This is a genomic window from Flavobacterium sp. LB2P53 (assembly GCF_003970305.1).
Classification (GTDB): Bacteria; Bacteroidota; Bacteroidia; order Flavobacteriales; family Flavobacteriaceae; genus Flavobacterium.
In genome coordinates this window covers 202,596-221,581 of record NZ_RYDG01000001.1, presented here as the reverse complement: position 1 = coordinate 221,581, position 18,986 = coordinate 202,596, and the positions used below count along the sequence as shown (strand labels likewise).

At 33.5% G+C, this 18,986-nt stretch carries 10 protein-coding genes and 1 pseudogene; 4 read left to right on the top strand and 7 right to left on the bottom strand.

Annotated features, from left to right (window positions below; all coding sequences use genetic code 11):
• The 3 genes from EKL95_RS01035 to EKL95_RS01025 form a co-directional block, all read right to left on the bottom strand.
• A complete protein-coding gene (locus tag EKL95_RS01035; protein ID WP_126458887.1) occupies positions 1–3,120 on the bottom strand; it encodes a SusC/RagA family TonB-linked outer membrane protein in 3,120 nt (1,039 codons plus the stop codon).
• A gap of 595 nt (positions 3,121–3,715) precedes the next feature.
• The gene (locus EKL95_RS01030; protein ID WP_126554533.1) at positions 3,716–4,798 is read right to left on the bottom strand and encodes a response regulator; all 1,083 of its coding nucleotides are present in this window, start codon (positions 4,796–4,798) and stop codon (positions 3,716–3,718) included.
• Complete coding sequence (locus tag EKL95_RS01025) at positions 4,785–6,782, bottom strand: PAS domain-containing sensor histidine kinase (RefSeq protein WP_126563341.1); 1,998 nt, start codon at positions 6,780–6,782, stop codon at positions 4,785–4,787. The genes EKL95_RS01030 and EKL95_RS01025 overlap by 14 nt, the downstream gene beginning before the upstream one ends.
• 307 nt (positions 6,783–7,089) lie before the next feature.
• Between EKL95_RS01025 and EKL95_RS01020 the strand changes: the two genes are divergently transcribed.
• Positions 7,090–7,875 (top strand): response regulator, encoded by a 786-nt coding sequence (locus tag EKL95_RS01020; protein WP_126458896.1) that lies wholly within the window; start codon positions 7,090–7,092, stop codon positions 7,873–7,875.
• A gap of 130 nt (positions 7,876–8,005) precedes the next feature.
• Here EKL95_RS01020 and rlmB read toward each other — a convergent pair.
• The 4 genes and pseudogenes from rlmB to EKL95_RS01000 all read right to left on the bottom strand — a co-directional run bounded on the left by rlmB (position 8,006) and on the right by EKL95_RS01000 (position 15,602).
• Positions 8,006–8,736: pseudogene (rlmB, locus tag EKL95_RS01015) on the bottom strand (23S rRNA (guanosine(2251)-2'-O)-methyltransferase RlmB).
• A 69-nt stretch (positions 8,737–8,805) separates the two neighbouring features.
• Complete coding sequence (locus EKL95_RS01010) at positions 8,806–10,245, bottom strand: SusD/RagB family nutrient-binding outer membrane lipoprotein (RefSeq protein WP_126458899.1); 1,440 nt, start codon at positions 10,243–10,245, stop codon at positions 8,806–8,808.
• An 11-nt stretch (positions 10,246–10,256) separates the two neighbouring features.
• Entirely contained in the window at positions 10,257–13,514 is a 3,258-nt protein-coding gene (locus EKL95_RS01005; RefSeq protein WP_126554529.1) for a SusC/RagA family TonB-linked outer membrane protein, read from the bottom strand.
• Between the two features lie 468 nt (positions 13,515–13,982).
• Positions 13,983–15,602: a hypothetical protein gene (locus tag EKL95_RS01000; protein ID WP_233589356.1), complete on the bottom strand. Its 1,620-nt coding sequence runs from the start codon at positions 15,600–15,602 to the stop codon at positions 13,983–13,985.
• A gap of 272 nt (positions 15,603–15,874) precedes the next feature.
• Here EKL95_RS01000 and rpsL point away from each other — a divergent pair, with 272 nt between their 5' ends.
• The 3 genes from rpsL (at position 15,875) to fusA (ending at position 18,975) form a co-directional block, all read left to right on the top strand.
• A complete protein-coding gene (gene rpsL, locus EKL95_RS00995) occupies positions 15,875–16,258 on the top strand; it encodes a 30S ribosomal protein S12 (RefSeq protein WP_007136570.1) in 384 nt (127 codons plus the stop codon).
• 73 nt (positions 16,259–16,331) lie between these two features.
• Positions 16,332–16,808, top strand: coding sequence for a 30S ribosomal protein S7 (rpsG, locus tag EKL95_RS00990; protein WP_035668130.1), 477 nt, complete (start codon positions 16,332–16,334; stop codon positions 16,806–16,808).
• 10 nt (positions 16,809–16,818) lie between these two features.
• Complete coding sequence (fusA, locus tag EKL95_RS00985) at positions 16,819–18,975, top strand: elongation factor G (RefSeq protein WP_126451835.1); 2,157 nt, start codon at positions 16,819–16,821, stop codon at positions 18,973–18,975.
• Positions 18,976–18,986 lie beyond the last annotated feature (11 nt).

Genomic DNA, 18,986 nt, shown 5'->3' with positions numbered 1-18,986 from the left:
TTAGAATTTAAATTCCAGGTTCATTCCGTAGGTTCTGGTAGAAGGCAATGAACCTCCTTCGATACCTTGTGTATTGCCACTTCCGTATGAAGCCATTTCTGGATCCATTCCTTTCCAGGCCAATCCCCAAGCAAATAAGTTTCTTCCATAAACAGATAGTTTAATACTGCTAAAAGGACTTTCTTTTTTGATTGGCAAGTTGTATCCAAAAGATACTTCTCTTAATTTGATGTAATCAGCATCAAAAACATTTTGAGCATCTACAGTGTTGTAATGTGCTTGTGCCCATGTTCTTGCAGGAATATTTTGTGTATTTTGTGTTCCGTCAGCCAAAACACCATCTACAACAATTCCATTTTCTCTTATTCCGTTTGCTGCAGAATTTTCAAGCATTCCAGAATAAGTTCCCCACATGTGAGTAGTAGAGAAATAACTACCACCTTTTTGAATGTCAATTAAAGCACTCAAGCTAAAGTTTTTATACCGGAAAGCATTTCTTATTCCCATGTTGTAATCCGGTATAATAGATCCGAGTGATTTTTGTTCAGAGGCTACGTAATTTCCATCTGCTCCCACTAGCTTGTTCCCATTGTTGTCATATACAAAGTCAGTTCCGTAGAGTTGACCGTATTTTTGACCTACAACAGCTAATAAACGTGCTCTAAAAGGCCCTTGTGCTAATTGTAAACTCGTTACATCTTCGAATAATTCGACTAATTTGTTGTCATTTTTAGCAAAGTTCCAAGTGATGTCCCAGTTGAAATCTTCAGTTCGTATCGGGTTAATGTTCAAGGTAGTTTCGATACCTCTGTTTTGTAATTTACCTGCGTTAATCAGTTTAGAGCTAAATCCTGTGCTCGTTTCTAATTGTATCGGTGTAATTAAATCAGTTGTAATTACGTCATAATAGGATACGTCTAAATTTACTCTTTTTTTGAATAAACTGAATTCCAGACCAATTTCTTTAGTAGTTTTCAATTCAGGTACAAGATCAGCGTTATTAGAGCTTAAAGCCGTACTATATCGTGGATCACCTTGAAAAGGAGAATAAACGTCAATATAATTTTGAAGACGGTAAGGTGATGTGCTGTTTCCGGCTTGTGCCCAACCTGCTCTTAGTTTACCAAAATCCAACCAATCAATATCAGTCAGTTCAGAAAAAATAAAACTACCCGTTACCGAGGCGTAGTTTACGGATTTGCTAGTGGTACTAAACCAGTCATTTCTATCCGTAACTTCAAGAAATAACATGTTGTCATATCCCACCGAAGCAAAACCATAAAGACTATTAGTGGTCATGAATTGTTGCTCATTAGTAGCTAGAGCTTGTTCAGAACTGTTGGATAAGTTATACAATCCTGGCAATACTAATCCTCCTACAGACTCTCCGCGAATGGAGTTGAAGGAATAATTTCTTCTGTTTGCACCTAAAAACGAATTAACACTAAATTTTCCTATTTTTTTGTCAAAATGGACTCTTCCTTCATAATTGAAATCACTTAAAGTTCTGGTTTGATCCGTATAACTCGATTGAGCCTGTGAGCCTATAGCGACTCTTTCACTTACTCTAAAAGTATAAGTGTCAGCATACACATTTCCTACTACATATAATTCATCAGTGATGTTATATGTCAATTTAGCGTTTCCAAAAAGACGGTTTCTTTTGTCTTCGGATGTATTTTCATTGATGGTCCAATAGGCGTTGTCAGAATAATTAGGTGTAGCATCGTCAAAACCTTTTCTGTTCCAAGTTCTTTGGTCGCCATTGGCCAGTTTGTAATCCTTTAATTCATTGTAGTCCAATTGTCTTTGTCCCCATTGAAAGAATTTTTGTCCTAAACTATTGTCTCCATATCCTTGTTCGGGTCTGTTAAAACCTTTGGTCAAAGTATAGGTAGCCATAGCTTCTACTTTTAATTTATCCGATATTTTAGTACTCGCATTAAAAGAGAAGGTGTTTTTGGACAGTCTGCTATTTGGAACGATTCCGTCTGTACTTTGGTTCGCATAGGCAACTCTGATATTAGAATCTTCGGTTGCTTTCATGAAAGAGATCGAGTTGTTGCGTGTTACACCAGTTCTAAAAAAAGAACGAACATCGTTAGCAGGTGCAACCCATGACCTTTCTTTTAGAAAATCATTAGAAAATTCAGGATCAAAAGCATTCCAGGGAAGGTATTTTAAATTGGGATCGTATTTAGGTCCCCAGCTTTCATCTGTTCCATAATCAGGAACGTTGTATGTGGTTCCGTTTATGTTAGCTGTTCCAAAAGTAGTTGAATTACCACCACCATAAGAGTTTTGAAGGTTTGGCATGATGTTGATCGATTCGAGAGTGATTCCACTGTTGAATTCGATTACACCTTTTCCTTTTTTAGCTGATTTTGTAGTGTACAAAATGGCACCGTTACCGGCTCTATTCCCGTAAAGTGCGGCAGCAGGACCTCCTTTTAATACCGTAACGGATTCGATATCGTCTGGATTAATATCCGCAGAAGCGTCTCCATAATCCCTACCTCCGGCTCCTCTTTCGGTATTGGAGTCGTTATAATTACCATTGTCTAAAGGAATACCATCTATCACAATCAAAGGTTTGTTTTCTCCGGTTACGGATCCAATACCTCTCATGATAATTCGTGAAGAGCCTCCCATTGTTGATGGTGCAACTACTTGAACCCCTGCCACATTTCCAGAAAGAGCTGATACTGCATTGTTTTGACCACCTTGAGACAGTAAATCACCGCCTACTTCCTGAGTTGCATATCCTAGTGATTTTTTTTCTCTTTTGATTCCAAGGGCTGTAACTACAACACCTTCTAATTGTACAGCATCATCTTTCAGTTTGATTGTCAAATTAGTTGATGAAGCTAAGACTTCTTTACCGATCATTCCAATGTAGGAAAAAACCAGCATTTGTTCTGGTGCTACCATGATTTGAAATTTACCGTCAAAATCAGTCTGAATTCCGTTTGTGGTTCCTTTAACCAGAATGTTAACTCCTGGAATTGGTAATCCGCTTTCGTCGGAAACCAACCCGGAAACCATTCTTTCCTGAGCAAATGTAACTTGCGAAATCAGTGCTATTGCCAGCACCAAAAAGCTATTAAACATTAATTTCATATTAAAATATTTTTGAATTAGATTTTCAAAATTCTTAATAAATTCTTAACATTCCTAATTAAAATCTATTAAATATTAACGATAATTCAATATATTGAACAAATACTATTAATTATTCAATTTTTTTATTCAAAATAAATTAAGTATAATTGTGTTTTTTATCATAAAAAAGCACCTATTGATCTCAATATTATGATAATTTTTTGCGGATGCTTAATCTAGATATTATATATGGAAATGGAAGGAGTAGTTAAATATTATTAGTTTTTTTGCTTCGAAAAAGAACGGTATTTGGCACAGTTATATTACTAGGATTGAAAAACTGATTTGTATGAAGATACCTAATGAATTAATAATTAGGGCTTTATTTTCATACTGCCTTGGAGATTGCAAGTAACGATACTTATTGCGCTTTTTTTTTAATAATATCGAAGTTTTAAGTACTAAAGATGTCTTTGTCTTGTTTTATTTATCCTAAAAAAATACAGTATTAAATCAAACAAAAATACGAAAGAGGTTAGGTAGTTTAAACAGATTTAGCGGACACTAATGGTCTTTTATTAGTTGAGAAACTGCAGGATGCTTGTTATGTGTATCAGCAATTAGAGTCTAATGGAAGGAATATTTTAATGGTAGTGCCTTCATTCTCTTTTGAAACAATACTGAAAACACCATTTATTTTTTTTATAATTGTTTTGCTTAGATAAAGGCCCATGCCTAATCCCTGTTGTTCTCTCTCTTCTCTTTTGAATTGTTGCGCAGCACCAATTTTATTTAATTCAGCAGAACTAAACCCTATGCCAAAATCTTTAATAACCAGTTCATAGTATTCCTCATTATATTTTTGGCCGGAAACAATAATTGTAGGATCCTTTTTAGAAAATTTCAATGCATTATCAATTAATTCAAATAGGATGAATTTTAAGTGTCTTTGACTAATTTTTATAGTAGCTTCATCTATTTTGAAATTAATTGTATTGTTTTTTTTATCATAAATCTCAAAAATTTTGCTTGTAGTATTTACAAATGTCGTCGCTATTTCAGTTTTTGACTGGTGATCAAACTCGATTGTATTGTTTTTAAGATTTTGATAGAGTATTAAGTTTTGCATTGTTCTGTTTAATCGTTCTCCAGAGACCCTTATTGAATCATAAAATGTAGCGATTTCATTTTTTTTATAGTTTTCTGTAGCATCCATGAGCAATTCTATTGAACCTAAAATCCCGGAAAGAGGGGTGTTTATTTCATGTGCAAAATGATTTTTTTTGCCAATATATAAATTATTATTGGCATTCTTTATTTTTTCAAATCGTTCTATTTTTACATCTATTGTTTTTATTAACTCTTTGATTTTAAATGGTTTTGATAAAAAATCATCAACGCCTTCTAACAGGCATTTTCTCATCAAATTATTTTCTTTTTTTGCTGTCAGAAAAATAAAAGGAATGGGGCTCAAAGATTGGTTTTCTGAGATTGTTTTATGGAATACATGTCCGTCCATTACGGGCATCATTATATCGCATATAATTAAGTCAGGAATCCAGTATTCTAGTAGATCTAAAGCGTTTTGGCCATTAGAGGCAACTTTTACCTCGTAATTTTCATACCTTAGAAGTTCAGCAATGGTCTCTCTAATATTTGGGTCATCATCAACTAAAAGGATATTATTTTTTTTCATAAGGGAAAATTAATTTTATTCGAGTTCCAATGTTTTCTTGAGTTTTTAGTTCTATTTTACCGTTTAAAAAATCTGTAAATTGTTTTACAACTGCTAATCCTAATCCGGAACCAGTTATTGCTGTTGTATTTGAAGCTCTAAAAAAGGATGTAAATACATATTGAATATCATTTTCGGGAATTCCAATTCCAAAATCAATCACCTCTATTTCTAGTTCTTTTTCTAAATAGGTTATAAGGAGTAAAGGGTCTGGTTTTCCTTTGGAATATTTAAAGGCATTATTAATTAGATTCGTTAGAATGTGAGTCATTAAGATTTCATCAGTAATAAAAAAATGTTTTTCACCTTTTATTTTAACTTGAATTTTGCGTTTGTGATGTTGATTGTTAAAATAAAGATTTAATAAGGAGTTAATGAATGTATTAAAATCTAGAACTTTTATTGTTTTTTGAATTTTTTCCGATTCGTATTTTCCAAAAATTAATATGTTGTTCATTAACTCGATCATTCGATCTACTTCATTTTTTATTCGTAACGTTATTTTTTCTAAGGATTGGTGTGTGTGTTTGTCAAAATGATCTAATTTAAGCTCAATGAGTTCCGCACTGGAATAAATAACCGTCAAAGGGGTTCTAAATTGATGAGACGCCATTGTAATAAACCTAGATTTCATTTCGTTAAGTTCTTTCTCTTTTTCAAATGCTATCTTGATTTCTTCGGTGGCTTTAATTCTATCGCTGACATCTCTGCTGGAAGTTTGTATACCAATGATTATGTTTTCATGATTTAATATTGTTTTTAAAGTGGTTTCCAGCCATATATAGGCATTGTCTTTTTTTCTAAAACGATACGTTACCGTTTTGTTTTTACTGCAATTAAGAAACGCTTTATAATAATTCAACATGTCTGTATGATCGTCAGGATGGATGTAATCAAATATTTTTTTGTTTATTAATTCATCAGGTGTATATCCTATTATTTCTTTTGAAGAATTTGAAATATAGTAATAACTTCCGTCCATTTTTTGTTGACAAATTATATCGGTTGTGTTTTCTGCAATGAATCTAAATTTAGCTTCGGACAACTCTAATTGGTTTTCTTTTTCTTTAATCTCACTAATATCAGTATGTGTTCCAATGACTTTTGTCAGCTTTCCTTTTTTATTTTTTTTAAGTATTCCGGAATATTTTATCCATATTATATGTCCGTCTTTATGAATCATTCTTGAAGTTCCTTCATACCGATTTAATTTTTGCGTAACAAAATATTCTAAATCGATTGCAATTTGAATCATGTCCTCTGAGTGAATGCTTTTTTGCCATAATTCTTTATCTTGTGTGATTTCTTCTTCAGTATATCCTAACATTCCTTCCCAATTATGAGAGTAGGTTGTTTTCTTAGTTTTAATATTCCATTCCCACATTGCTTGATTTGAACCGGCCATGTAAAAATCAAATCTTTCCAAAGTTTTTTTTAATTTTATATTAATTTTATCTTTGTAAAGCCTGTCTCCAATATTTTTAGCAACTGTGTGTAAGGTTTTAATTTGTTCCTCTTGCCATTTTCTTTCCTCTTTGCATATGGTGTAGCTGATCCAGCCCCAGAATGTAGTTTCCGAAAATATAGGGGTAAATAAATAGGATTTTATTCCTTTTGTTTCCATATATTTTTTAGAAATCACATTTTTATTGTCTCTGACAAGACCATGCAAAGACTTGTTTTTTGATAATATTTCATAAAGTTCTGAAAAATTATCGTAATTATGGTCGTTTTGATTAGGATTGTTAATTTCATTATCTGGTCTTTTATTGACAGAATGAAAGGTTATTATGCCGTTTTTTGTTTTGTTCTTATAAATAGTATAGCTGTCGATTTGTTGTTCTTTGGCAATGTCGCTTAAGTATAAGTCTAAGGCGTCATTTATGGAGTGTTTTTTTAATACAGTATTAGTGACTTTAGAAATGTTTATTAAGAGATTTTTCATCAATCTAAGACGGTTTTATTTATTTGATTTTTTCAATATAATAAATCAATTTTATTAAGACTAATTTATTTCTAATAAAGCATACGCCTTTCTGTTGTATGCGCAAAATTATTTTATCAGATAAAAAAATAATTGTAATTCAATCGGTCTCTTTTGTTAGATTTTTTAGGTGTAATTGCTTCATTTGCGAGGTGTAGTTCTTTAATCATAAATAAAGATATTTTAATTTTAATTTATATGAATACTAGTCCTAATGATTTAAAAAATAATAACAATAATTTAAAATAAAAATAGTTAATTTAGGTGCATGATAAATCAAAAAAGCGGAATAGTATTGATTGAAGATGATGTAGCGCTTGGCAACTCAATCTCGGAGTTATTGAGCCTGAGTGGTTTTAATGTGAACTGGTTCAAAGACGGTATTGATGCACTGTTATACTTAAACAAACACATACCCGATATTATTATTAGTGACTTGATGATGCCTAATATGAATGGAGAAGATTTGTATTTTAATATAAAAAAAAATGGCAAACTAAACGCAGTTCCATTTGTAATAATCACTGCTAATATAGACGATAGCGTTCAGTATAAGCTACTTGAAAACGGAGTCAATGATTTTATAGTAAAGCCATTTAAGGTTAGAGAGTTAATTTTTAAAGTCAATAATTTACTTGAATTCAAAAATAATATAGAAAAAAAATTCAAACCAGATCCGTTTTCAAAAGTTACTATAAAATTATCTGAAAAAGATTTTCTTACGAGTGTAAATGAACATTTGTTGAATAATTTGAAATTGAATGTTGATATAGATGAATTGTCCAAACAGCTTTTTATTAGTAAATCAACTTTAGATAAAAGAATCAGAAAACTGACAAATAAGAACATCAGCCAATATATGAGAGAGTTTCGATTGGATTACGCCATTAAGCTGATCCATCTTGGAGAAAGAAACATACAGTTCTTGGTTCATGAAACAGGATTTAATTCATTTTCATATTTTACCACTAGTTTTAAGTTATATAGTAATCTGACGCCCAGAGATTATATAAAATCCATCCATAATGACAGTAAATTGCTGGAGAATAACTAAGAAAATAAGGAATAATTAATTGTTGTGTTTTTTTAATTTATTAATAAAGGTCTGGACTTTTTACAAGTAAAAAAAATGAATTTACCGAAGTCATAACTCTTCTTTAGAAGAGGTTGTTACAATAAAAATTCTAAGATCGTTGTCTTGTCGCTTCACATAAGAAAGCACCACAGGCTACCGAAATGTTTAATGATCTAATGGTTCCAAACCATTGGAAGTTTTGCTTTTTTATCAACAATTTCAAGAAACGAAGGATTTACACCACGATCTTCAGATCCTATAATAATCGCTACGGGTTCATTAAGTAAAATGTCATATATATTGATCTGTTTTCTCAATGGCCGCAACGTTCTTTATACCAGTAGCCTGCAACAAAAAAATAGTGTCTTTGATGCGTCCTACTGTACAAATAAGAATATTAAAAACGGCGCCTGCAGATGTTTTACCTTATCATCGTTTATTGGTGCTGAACCTGCTTTTTGAACGATGATTCCATTTACTCCTGTACATTCGGCCGTTCTTTTGATAGCACCAAAATTATGGGCATCCGATATTTACCAAAATTAATAACAAAGGTTTCTTTCCATTCTCTATTACGGATTCAATCAAAGATTCTAATTCAAAAAAGGAAATTGTCGGGATAGTTGCCACCGCACCTTGATGATTGTTAGGAGTCAATCTGTTTAGTTTTTCAACTTGAACACACGAAAAGTTGATGTTTCTGCGCTTCATCACTTTCATTAAGTTTTACATTAGTTTGCTTCTTGCTTCCTTTTGAATATAAACGTTGTCTACTGTTGCACCCGCTTATATAGCTTCAATTATCGCTCTAATCTCAAATATTTTATGTTCTTTTTCTATCATGCAAAAGATATAAAAAAAAACCACCCCAAAAAATGGGGTGGTTTTAATAATTGAATTAAGTGATAACTAGAATTTATCCCAGAAAAGTTTTGTTGTTTGTTTATCACCTCCAATTGCGGCAGATGCAGCAGTATAGTTGGCGTTATTTAAATTTTGTTCATTAATAGGGTAGGTGTATCTCGTTGGAACTGGATCTTCAGATACTGCTGGTAAGTTAAAGCCAGGGAAATCATAACTTCTCCAAGCAGTCCATGCTTCGTAACCTCTGTTATACATAGCTAACCAAAGTTGGGTGCCAATTTTTACTCTCCAAGTTCCTTGTGCTGTGGCATAATTTACTTTAGTACTTAATAAATAATTAGCTGCATTTGGAGCTCCCCAATAGTCAAATGATGCAGTAATACCTTTATTGTAAAAATCAGCAGCTGTAGCAGGTGTTCCTGATATAGAGCGCTCCGCTGCGTCCGCTAAGTAAAAGCAAACTTCTGAATAATCTATTAACGATGCTGGATTAGTTGGGTCTATTACTCTTGCGCTTACATGAGTGTAAGATGAAAAAGCATTATTATCACCATAAGGTCCGCCTTCGTAAACACCTGCCCCTTTATTTTGATCGAAGTAAAAAGGTCTTCTAGGGTCATTAAGATCATTCATTTTATCCACTAATGTATTAGCAATAACAAAATCCGATCTTCCTGATTGTACTAAATCAACCCAAACTGGATTAGTATTGGGAGTAGCACTGGAATAAGCTAAAGCAGCATTATCGGCGTTTGATGTGAATACTCCACCACTAACAGCCGATTTAATTGCAGCAGTTGATTGAGCAGTCATTGCCGAAACATCCGCAACTCTTACTCCCATTCTTAATAACAATGAATTACCGAATTTTTTCCATTTAGCTGTATTTCCTCCGTAAATATTATCTGCTGCTCCAAAACCGGTGTTAGATAAGTTTGGAATTGTAGCAGTTAAACGAGTAAGCAAATCGCTGTAAATTGTCGCTGCGTCATCATATTTGGGTAATACGTATTTACCTGCATTCAACGCTTGAGTATATGGAATGTTTCCAAAAGTTTCAACCATTTGCGCCCAAGTATAAATTGCCAAAATCTCAATTTGAGCATTTCTTGTTTTTCTGGTAGCCTCTGATATTGCAGTATCTGCATCATTATTTGTTTTTGCAGTTGCTAAATCCAATAAAACATCTCGGTACATTTCAGACCAGTGGTTTTGTGGGATATTACGAGTATTGAAATCATAATTGGCTTCATCTACATACGTTGTTTCAGTCCAATGTTGACCTAACATCCTAAAGATATTTGTATTTACATTGGTGCTGGTCATCTGATCGAACAAACTCTTGGTCGCAGCATTGAATAAAAAATCTGAACTAACCTGAGTAGGGTTCTTTGGATCTCTATTTTTATCTTCATATTGGTCGTCAGATTGACATGATACCATTAAAGTAATAATAGTTAATGTTGTTAATATTATTTTTTTCATAATTTAATTTTTTAAAACTGTAGTTTAAGACTTGCTCCGACTTCTCTTATTGATGGATAAGCTCCCGATTGGTATCCTTGAACATTTCCAGAACTTAGACCAGCTTCAGGATCTGAATATGGAGTATTTTTATCAATAATCCATAGATTTCTTCCAATTAACGATACAACAATATTAGTGAAAGGAGAATTTTTTAATGTTTTAGTACTAAAGTTATAACTTAAACTTGCCTCACGTAACTTCACGTAACCCGCATCATAAACATGAAGTTTATTAGGGGCTCTAGCGTAGCCCCAAGCTGTTGTATATACACTTCCATTAGCTCTAACTGCATTTGGTGTTCCATCAGGAGCCGCACCTGGTAAAATAAATCCACCACTATTAGCTCCATAGTTTCCTGGTGTTCCAACAATTGGATCTCTAACAGGGTTGCCTAATTCATTATTGGCAGCTGAGAAATCATACATTCCTGTCGCATAACCATACCATGTGTCAAGGGAGAAAACATCTCCACCTTTTTGCATGTCAATTAAGAAGCTTAAATTGAAATTTTTGTATGTGAAACTGTTGTTAAGGCCTGCTTTCCAATCAGCATTGATATCTCCAATAACTATGTTATTTGCACCTGTTCTTTGATACGTACCAATTCTAGATCCGCTTCCTGTCTGGTTAACGATTGGTTGGCCATTATCAGCATAAATAAAATCACTACCTCTGATGGTTCCGTAAGGTTGTCCAGGGGTAGCATTAATAGAAACGCCACCTTGTAATGAAGCTAATTGTAAATTTTCAATACCGTTCAATAATTCAACAACTAAACTCTTATTTTGAGACCAGTTCAAATTTAAATCCCATCTGAAATCATTTGTTTTTAGTGGTGTTCCATTAATCTGGACCTCAAGTCCTTTGTTTTCGATTGTTCCAGCATTTAAAACTGCTGAATTATATCCTGTAGCCGTTGATAATGGAATACTTGTAATTTGATTGATATTTAAGTCATTGTAATAAGACACATCAAATCCAAGACGTCTTTTAAAGAAAGTCATTTCTAAACCAAATTCATAACTTTTTTGTCTCTCTGGTAAAAGGTCCAAATTATTTTGAGCACCAGGATTTGAAGCAATACCAGTTCCGTTAAATGGAGTTCCAATATCGAATGTGTTGAACACACTGTATGGTGTCGTGTCGTTACCTACTTCAGCGTAATTAGCTCTTAATTTACCAAAGGATAACCAGTCTACATTAATATATTTAGAGAAAACTAAACTTCCAGAAACGGAGTAATAGCCGTATCTGTTATCTTGTTTTGGTAAATTTGATGAACGGTCACTTCTGTAACTTCCTTCTAAGTAAGCAAAATTATCATAACCTAAACTAGCTCTTATGTAAGCACCGTCAACCATACTACTTGCTTCATATTCTTGCGGTGCAAGAATTGGACTAACACTGTTTGAAAGTGAATAAAGACGCGATTTGTTTAAACCTCCGTTAGTAGTTGCAAAAATACTGTTTCTAATGTTGTTTCTAACATTATAACCTATGTTGCCTTCTAAATTTAATTTTTCAGTTAAATCTTTATTGAAGTTTAACATTAAATCGTAGTTGTATTCTGATACATTATTATTGTTTCTTGAATATTTAGATACGTCTGCACTTCCTACATTTGTTCTTTCCTCTTGTAATTCACTGTAGGTGTCAAAAGAGAATCTACCCATTATGCTCAACCAATTAGTTAATTTATCATCTAATGCTATATTACCAAAGTATCTTGATCTTGTATCTGTTTGATAATTTTCATAGAATGTCCAATATGGATTATCTGAATAAATGGGTTTTAAATTAGTAGAAGAGTTTGGATTCCAAGTGATGTTCTCTCTTGTAAGTAAATAAGCAGCTTTTTGTTCGTCGAAATCAACGTTCATTTGATTCCATTGTCTAAACTGTTGCATTACGTTTGTAGAAGAATAACCTGTACCATTTCTCCCTTTTCCATCAGTTTTGATAAAATTAAAACTTGCAGAAGCTTTTAATTTTTCAGTTAAATTATGAGTTCCTGAGAAAGAGATTGTATTTCTTTTAATACCACTGTTTGGTAAGTTGCCTTCTTGTAATAAGTTGGTAAAACCTAATCTAAAAGAACTTTTATCATCCCCGCCATCTAATGAAACAGAGTTTACAGCAGTACTTCCAGTACCCCATACAGAATTTGGAGTTGCTTTACCAGCAACCCAAGGAGTCGCTTTTCCGAAAGTTTCAGTTAATTGAGGATAAATAGAATTCCATTGGTAAATTAATAACGATGGGTTAAATGCTGCTCCATAAGAAGCATCTTCAGTAAAAGGAGTTGTTAAATCATCAACACCGTCTCCGTTAACGTCAGCCAATCCAAAATATCCATCAGCGGAGTCATAATAAGGACCATATCCAGCTCCGTATTTATTTTGATATCTAGGCAAAGTTTCTTTGTCTGCTCTCCCTAAAGTTAAACTCGAACTAATAGTGATTCCAATACCGTTTTGACTCTTCCCTTTTTTAGTAGTGATCATTACAACACCATTAGAGGCACGAGAACCATAAAGTGCAGTTGCAGCAGCTCCTTTTAAAACATTAATAGATTCAATATCATCAGGGTTGATATCGGATGCAGCATTACCGTAGTCATATCCACCTCTACCAGCTTGTTGATCCCTTGTGTTTGAGTTGCTGTTATCTATTGGAACACCATCAACTACAAATAATGCTTGATTATTTCCTTGTATTGAGTTATTTCCTCTGATAACTACTTGTGTGGACCCACCTAAGTTTCCTGAAGTTTTAATTTCTAAACCTGCAACTTTACCAGATAGCGAGTTTACAAAGTTTGAACTTTTTACTAGGGCTACAGCGTCACCTTTAACTTCCTGAGTAGCATAACCTAGAGATTTTTTCTCTCTTTTAATCCCCAAAGCTGTTACAACAACACCTTCAAGCTCCATGGCTTCACTAGCTAATTTAACCTTTAGGTTTGTAGAACTAGCTGCTACTTCTTTGGTTTTCATCCCAATGTAGCTAAATACCAAGACTTGGCTTGGTGTTGCTCTGATGGAATATTTCCCATCAAAATCAGTTTGTGTTCCAGTATTTGTTCCTTTCACTAATACACTCACGCCTGGTATTGGCAATCCTGCATTATCAGAAACAACACCTGAAACAGATCTTTCTTGCGCAAAAGTAAGCTGCGCCATAAGTACTACAAGTAGTACAAAGAATCCATTGAACTTTAGTTTCATTTTATAAATATTTTGAATTAGTTTAGCAAATCTCTTAATAATTTGTTAATATTCCTAATTATTTATCGTTAAAATTTAACAATAATTTAATATTTTCAATAATTACTATTAATTAGTCAATATTTTTGTTTTTTTTAAACAAAAATCAGGAGATATCTCATGAAAACATAATATTGTTTAAATAGGATGATAATTGTTTGCGGATATCTAGATTTTTTTTACTGCTATGTTTGTCTGTAGTGTAAATGTTCTGTTAAAAAAAGTATGGGCTGGATATTGTGCCTTACTGGATGCAAAGAAATAGAGACGAAAACTGTTTGCCATGTCAAAAAATGTTTTCTAATTCTTTTATTTAAGTTTTGAAGTAAATTAGAAATTAATTTTAATATGCTATTCGCAATGTTTTTTGATTTTTAAATTTTGACTATTTTTAATAGAACAAAAGTCGTGTAATCGGTTTCTAATGTTTTAAAAAGTGACATTATAGCTGATGTGTACAATTGTATTGTTTATTTCTAGTGGTTGATTTGTGGTGCTCCCACTGGCAAGTGCTAATTTGAATAATCCATTTTTTGTTAGTAATCCCAATCCCATTCCAATGCCTATTAAGTTTTCTTTTTTGTCTTGTTGGTCTATTGCGGATTTATCTTTGTAAATACTGTAATCTAAAATTGAATGAACGTAAAGATTGGGAGATACAATATAGCGATACTCCGTGAGTAGTGAAGTCATGAGGTAGGCTTGCAGGCTATTTTCAGCAAAACCTCTTACGCTGTTGAATCCCCCAAAACGATATAATTCGTTTGTGACATAATTATTGCTTTGTAGATAATAATTTAGACTATTTACATAGATGGAATTTTTTTTATTCAGGTTAAAGTTGTGTACACCTTGAATGTTTATAAAAAACTGGTTGCTTTTTGTTGTATTTTCGGATAGGGTATAAAGAACTCTGCTTCCTATTCCGGATTGTAGTGTGAGACTTGATTTTATTGAAAAAATAGAATTGGCTGCGTTTAATTTGATATAATTAAAACTTGACGTTAGGAACGAATTATTGAAATCGCTAATTGGATTATTGTTTAAATTTTGGATAGCGCTGGATTCTGTTTTTTGGTATCCTAAATAAAACCGAGTGTTGTAATTGATGAAGTAGCTCAGGTCTATTGCGGTTTTAGTGTTTTGAAAGGTCGTGTCTTGTCGGAATAGCTGAATTTGTGCTTTTAGGCCTATTGGAGTTTTTAGCAAATAGGGCAATTCAACACTCGCTTTAAATGTTTTTTGGTTATTACCATCGCTTTTCCAATAGACTGAAAGTTGTTCGCCGGTGCCTAAAATATTTTGGAGTTGTACATCTAAATACCCATTTAATGTGATTTTTTGATTTTCATTGTTAGAAAATCCAATGAAACCGTCAAATGTGTTTGATTTTCTTTTTTGAAGATATACGTATACTTTTGTGGTATCTTTTGTAAATAGAATTTCCGGATATTTTATTTGACTGATGAATCCAAAATTTTCAAAATCAGTGTAAATCTGATCGAGTACTTTTTGGTTAAAAATGCTTGTTTTGTATTTTCTGTTTAGTTGAGCAAAATGTCCGGATGGGAATTTTGTAGTTGAATTTGTGTCTTCGTAATTTATGGTTATCGCATTTAAGATTCTTTTCTTGTCGGTTTCTATTTTTAAATTGGCATACAAAACGGCATTTATTCTTTTGATGTTTGTCAGCTTTAGTTTAGCTAATGCAAACCCATTTTGTTCTAATTCTTGTATTTTTTTACGCAAGTAAAAATCTATTTCTGGGTAAGGTAGTATAATAGTATCTTCTTCTTCTTCTTTTAAAAGTATAGGAAGGTTTGGTTTTTTGTTGCTACCTATATATATATGTATCGCTTTTATTTTTTCTCCTAAATGTATTTTAGCAAGATAACTGGAGTCATTTATTTGGATTGGTGGTCCGGTAATGTTGTCAATGTATCCAATTCTTGAAAGATCTTCGGACAGCCTGTTTAATTCAATCTCAATTGATTTTGTGTTTGTGTGTTTTGGGTTATATTTTAAAGAGTCGATTGTCTTTGTTTCCAATATTGATTTTCCTGTAATGAGTACCTGAAAGCTTTGAGCAGAGCAGTGTAGGCCCAAATTAAAAAGGAGAATATAAATAAGGAAGTGCTTCAAGTGAATTTTGTTTTATTAAATAGAATGTAAATATCTGCTTTTTGCGATTAAAATCGAATGATAAAATAATCTTATTGAAAATTAGTGGATTAACGTTTGTAGAATAAAAAATATTTTCTACATTTGCAACCCCGTAAAAAGCGGGAATTTAATATAATAAGAAATTTTTAGTATTAATTATGCCAACAATTCAACAATTAGTAAGAACAGGAAGAACTCAGATAACTAAGAAGAGTAAATCGGTTGCTTTAGATTCTTGTCCTCAAAGAAGAGGGGTTTGTACGCGTGTTTACACTACAACACCAAAAAAACCAAACTCTGCAATGCGTAAAGTAGCGCGTGTACGTTTGACAAATGGTAATGAAGTAAATGCCTACATCCCTGGTGAAGGACACAATCTACAAGAGCACTCGATAGTATTAGTTAGGGGTGGAAGGGTAAAAGATTTACCAGGAGTTAGATATCACATCGTTCGTGGTGCCCTTGATACGTCAGGAGTAGCAGGAAGAACGCAAAGAAGATCTAAGTACGGAGCAAAACGCCCAAAAGAAGCAAAAAAGTAATTTAAAAAGTTATTCTTGTAAAGCCGCGATTCGTCGCGACTATATTAGTATGACGTTTTATTAAAAAAAAGACATGAGAAAAAGAGCGGCAAAGAAGAGACCACTTTTACCAGATCCTAGGTTTAATGACCAACTGGTAACACGTTTTGTGAACAACTTAATGTGGGATGGAAAAAAATCGACAGCGTTTAAAGTATTTTATGATGCAATTGACATCATTGAGTCTAAAAAACAAGATGCGGAGAAACCATCATTAGAAATTTGGAAAGATGCCTTAACCAATGTTATGCCTCACGTAGAAGTACGTAGTCGTAGAGTAGGTGGAGCTACATTCCAAATTCCGATGCAAATTCGTCCAGACAGAAAAATTTCTATGGCGATGAAATGGTTAATTCTTTATTCTAGAAGAAGAAACGAAAAATCGATGGCTCAGAGGTTAGCTTCAGAATGTTTAGCTGCGGCTAAAGAAGAAGGAGCTGCTGTTAAGAAAAGAATGGATACTCACAAAATGGCAGAAGCTAATAAAGCATTCTCTCACTTTAGATTTTAATTCTTAAGAAATGGCTAGAGATCTAAAATATACAAGAAACATAGGAATTGCTGCTCACATTGATGCTGGTAAAACAACAACAACAGAGCGTATATTATTCTACACTGGAAAATCACACAAAATTGGTGAAGTACACGATGGTGCTGCAACAATGGACTGGATGGCACAAGAGCAAGAAAGAGGTATTACAATTACTTCTGCAGCTACAACTTGTGAATGGAATTTTCCAACTGAACAAGGTAAAGTTTTATCTGAAACAGCTCCTTATCACTTCAATATTATCGATACACCGGGACACGTTGACTTTACAGTTGAAGTAAACCGTTCTTTGCGTGTTCTTGATGGTTTGGTTTTCTTATTTAGTGCTGTTGATGGTGTTGAGCCACAATCAGAAACGAACTGGAGATTGGCAGATCAATACAGGGTGCCACGTATTGGATTCGTTAATAAAATGGATAGACAAGGATCTAACTTTTTGATGGTTTGTCAACAAGTAAGAGATATGTTGAAATCAAACGCAGTTGCAATCACTTTGCCTATTGGTGAAGAAAATGATTTCAGAGGTGTTGTGGATTTAGTTAAAAATCAAGCTATAGTATGGCATGAAGAAGGTTTAGGAGCAACGTATGATATTGTGCCTATTCCAGAGGATATGCTTGAAGAAGTGAAGGAGTACAGATCGATTCTTATTGAGGCAGTAGCTGATTATGATGAGACTTTACTTGAAAAATTCATGGAAGATGAAAACTCTATTACAGAGGAAGAAATCAATATTGCATTGAGAGCTGCTGTAATGGATATGGCTATCATTCCTATGATTGCTGGTTCTTCTTTTAAAAATAAAGGAGTTCAATTCATGTTAGATGCAGTATGTAAATATTTGCCATCTCCAATGGATAAAGATGGTATTGAAGGAATTCATCCTGATGATGCTGAATTGTTAGAAGAAGATCAAACTAAAATATTGCGTAAGCCCGATGTTAAAGAGCCATTTGCTGCTTTAGCTTTCAAAATTGCTACTGACCCATTCGTAGGTCGTTTAGCTTTCTTCCGTGCTTACTCAGGACGTTTAGATGCGGGTTCTTACGTTTTGAACACACGTTCAGGAAATAAAGAAAGAATTTCTCGTATTTACCAAATGCATGCAAACAAACAAAATCCAATCGATTATATCGAAGCGGGTGATATTGGAGCGGCAGTTGGATTTAAAGATATCAAAACTGGAGATACGTTGTGTGATGAAAAACACCCAATTATTCTTGAGTCTATGAAATTTCCAGCACCGGTTATTGGTATTGCAATTGAGCCTAAAACTAAGGCTGACGTAGATAAAATGGGTATGGCTTTGGCTAAATTAGCTGAAGAGGATCCTACATTTACGGTTAGAACAGATGAGGCTTCTGGGCAAACTATTATCTCAGGTATGGGTGAGCTTCACTTGGACATCTTAGTTGATAGAATGAGACGTGAATTCAAAGTTGAAGTAAACCAAGGTGAGCCTCAAGTTGAATACAAAGAAGCATTTACAAAATCTGCTCAACACAGAGAAACGTACAAGAAACAATCTGGTGGTCGTGGTAAATTCGGTGATATCGTATTTAGATTAGAGCCAGCTGATGAAGTTGATGGTAAAGCTCCTGTTGGATTGCAGTTCGTTAATGCTGTCAAAGGTGGTAACGTTCCTAAAGAATATATACCATCTGTAGAAAAAGGTTTTAGAGAAGCTATGAAAACCGGTCCTTTAGCAGGATATCAAGTAGATAGTTTGAAAGTAACTTTATTGGATGGGTCTTTCCACCCTGTGGATTCTGATGCACTTTCTTTTGAGCTTGCAGCAAGAATGGGGTATAGAGAGGTAGCTAAAGCAGCTGGTGCTGTTATATTAGAGCCAATCATGAAAATGGAAGTGATTACACCTGAAGAAAACATGGGAGATATCGTAGGTGATATCAACCGTCGTAGAGGTCAGGTAAATGATATGGGTGATAGAGCGGGTGCTAAAACCATTAAAGCCGATGTGCCATTATCAGAAATGTTTGGTTATGTTACTACTTTAAGAACTTTATCTTCAGGTCGTGCAACATCAACAATGGAATTTTCACATTACGCTGAAACTCCTTCGAATATTTCGGAAGCAGTTATCAAAAAAGCAAAAGGAAACGCTTAATCTTTAAGAAA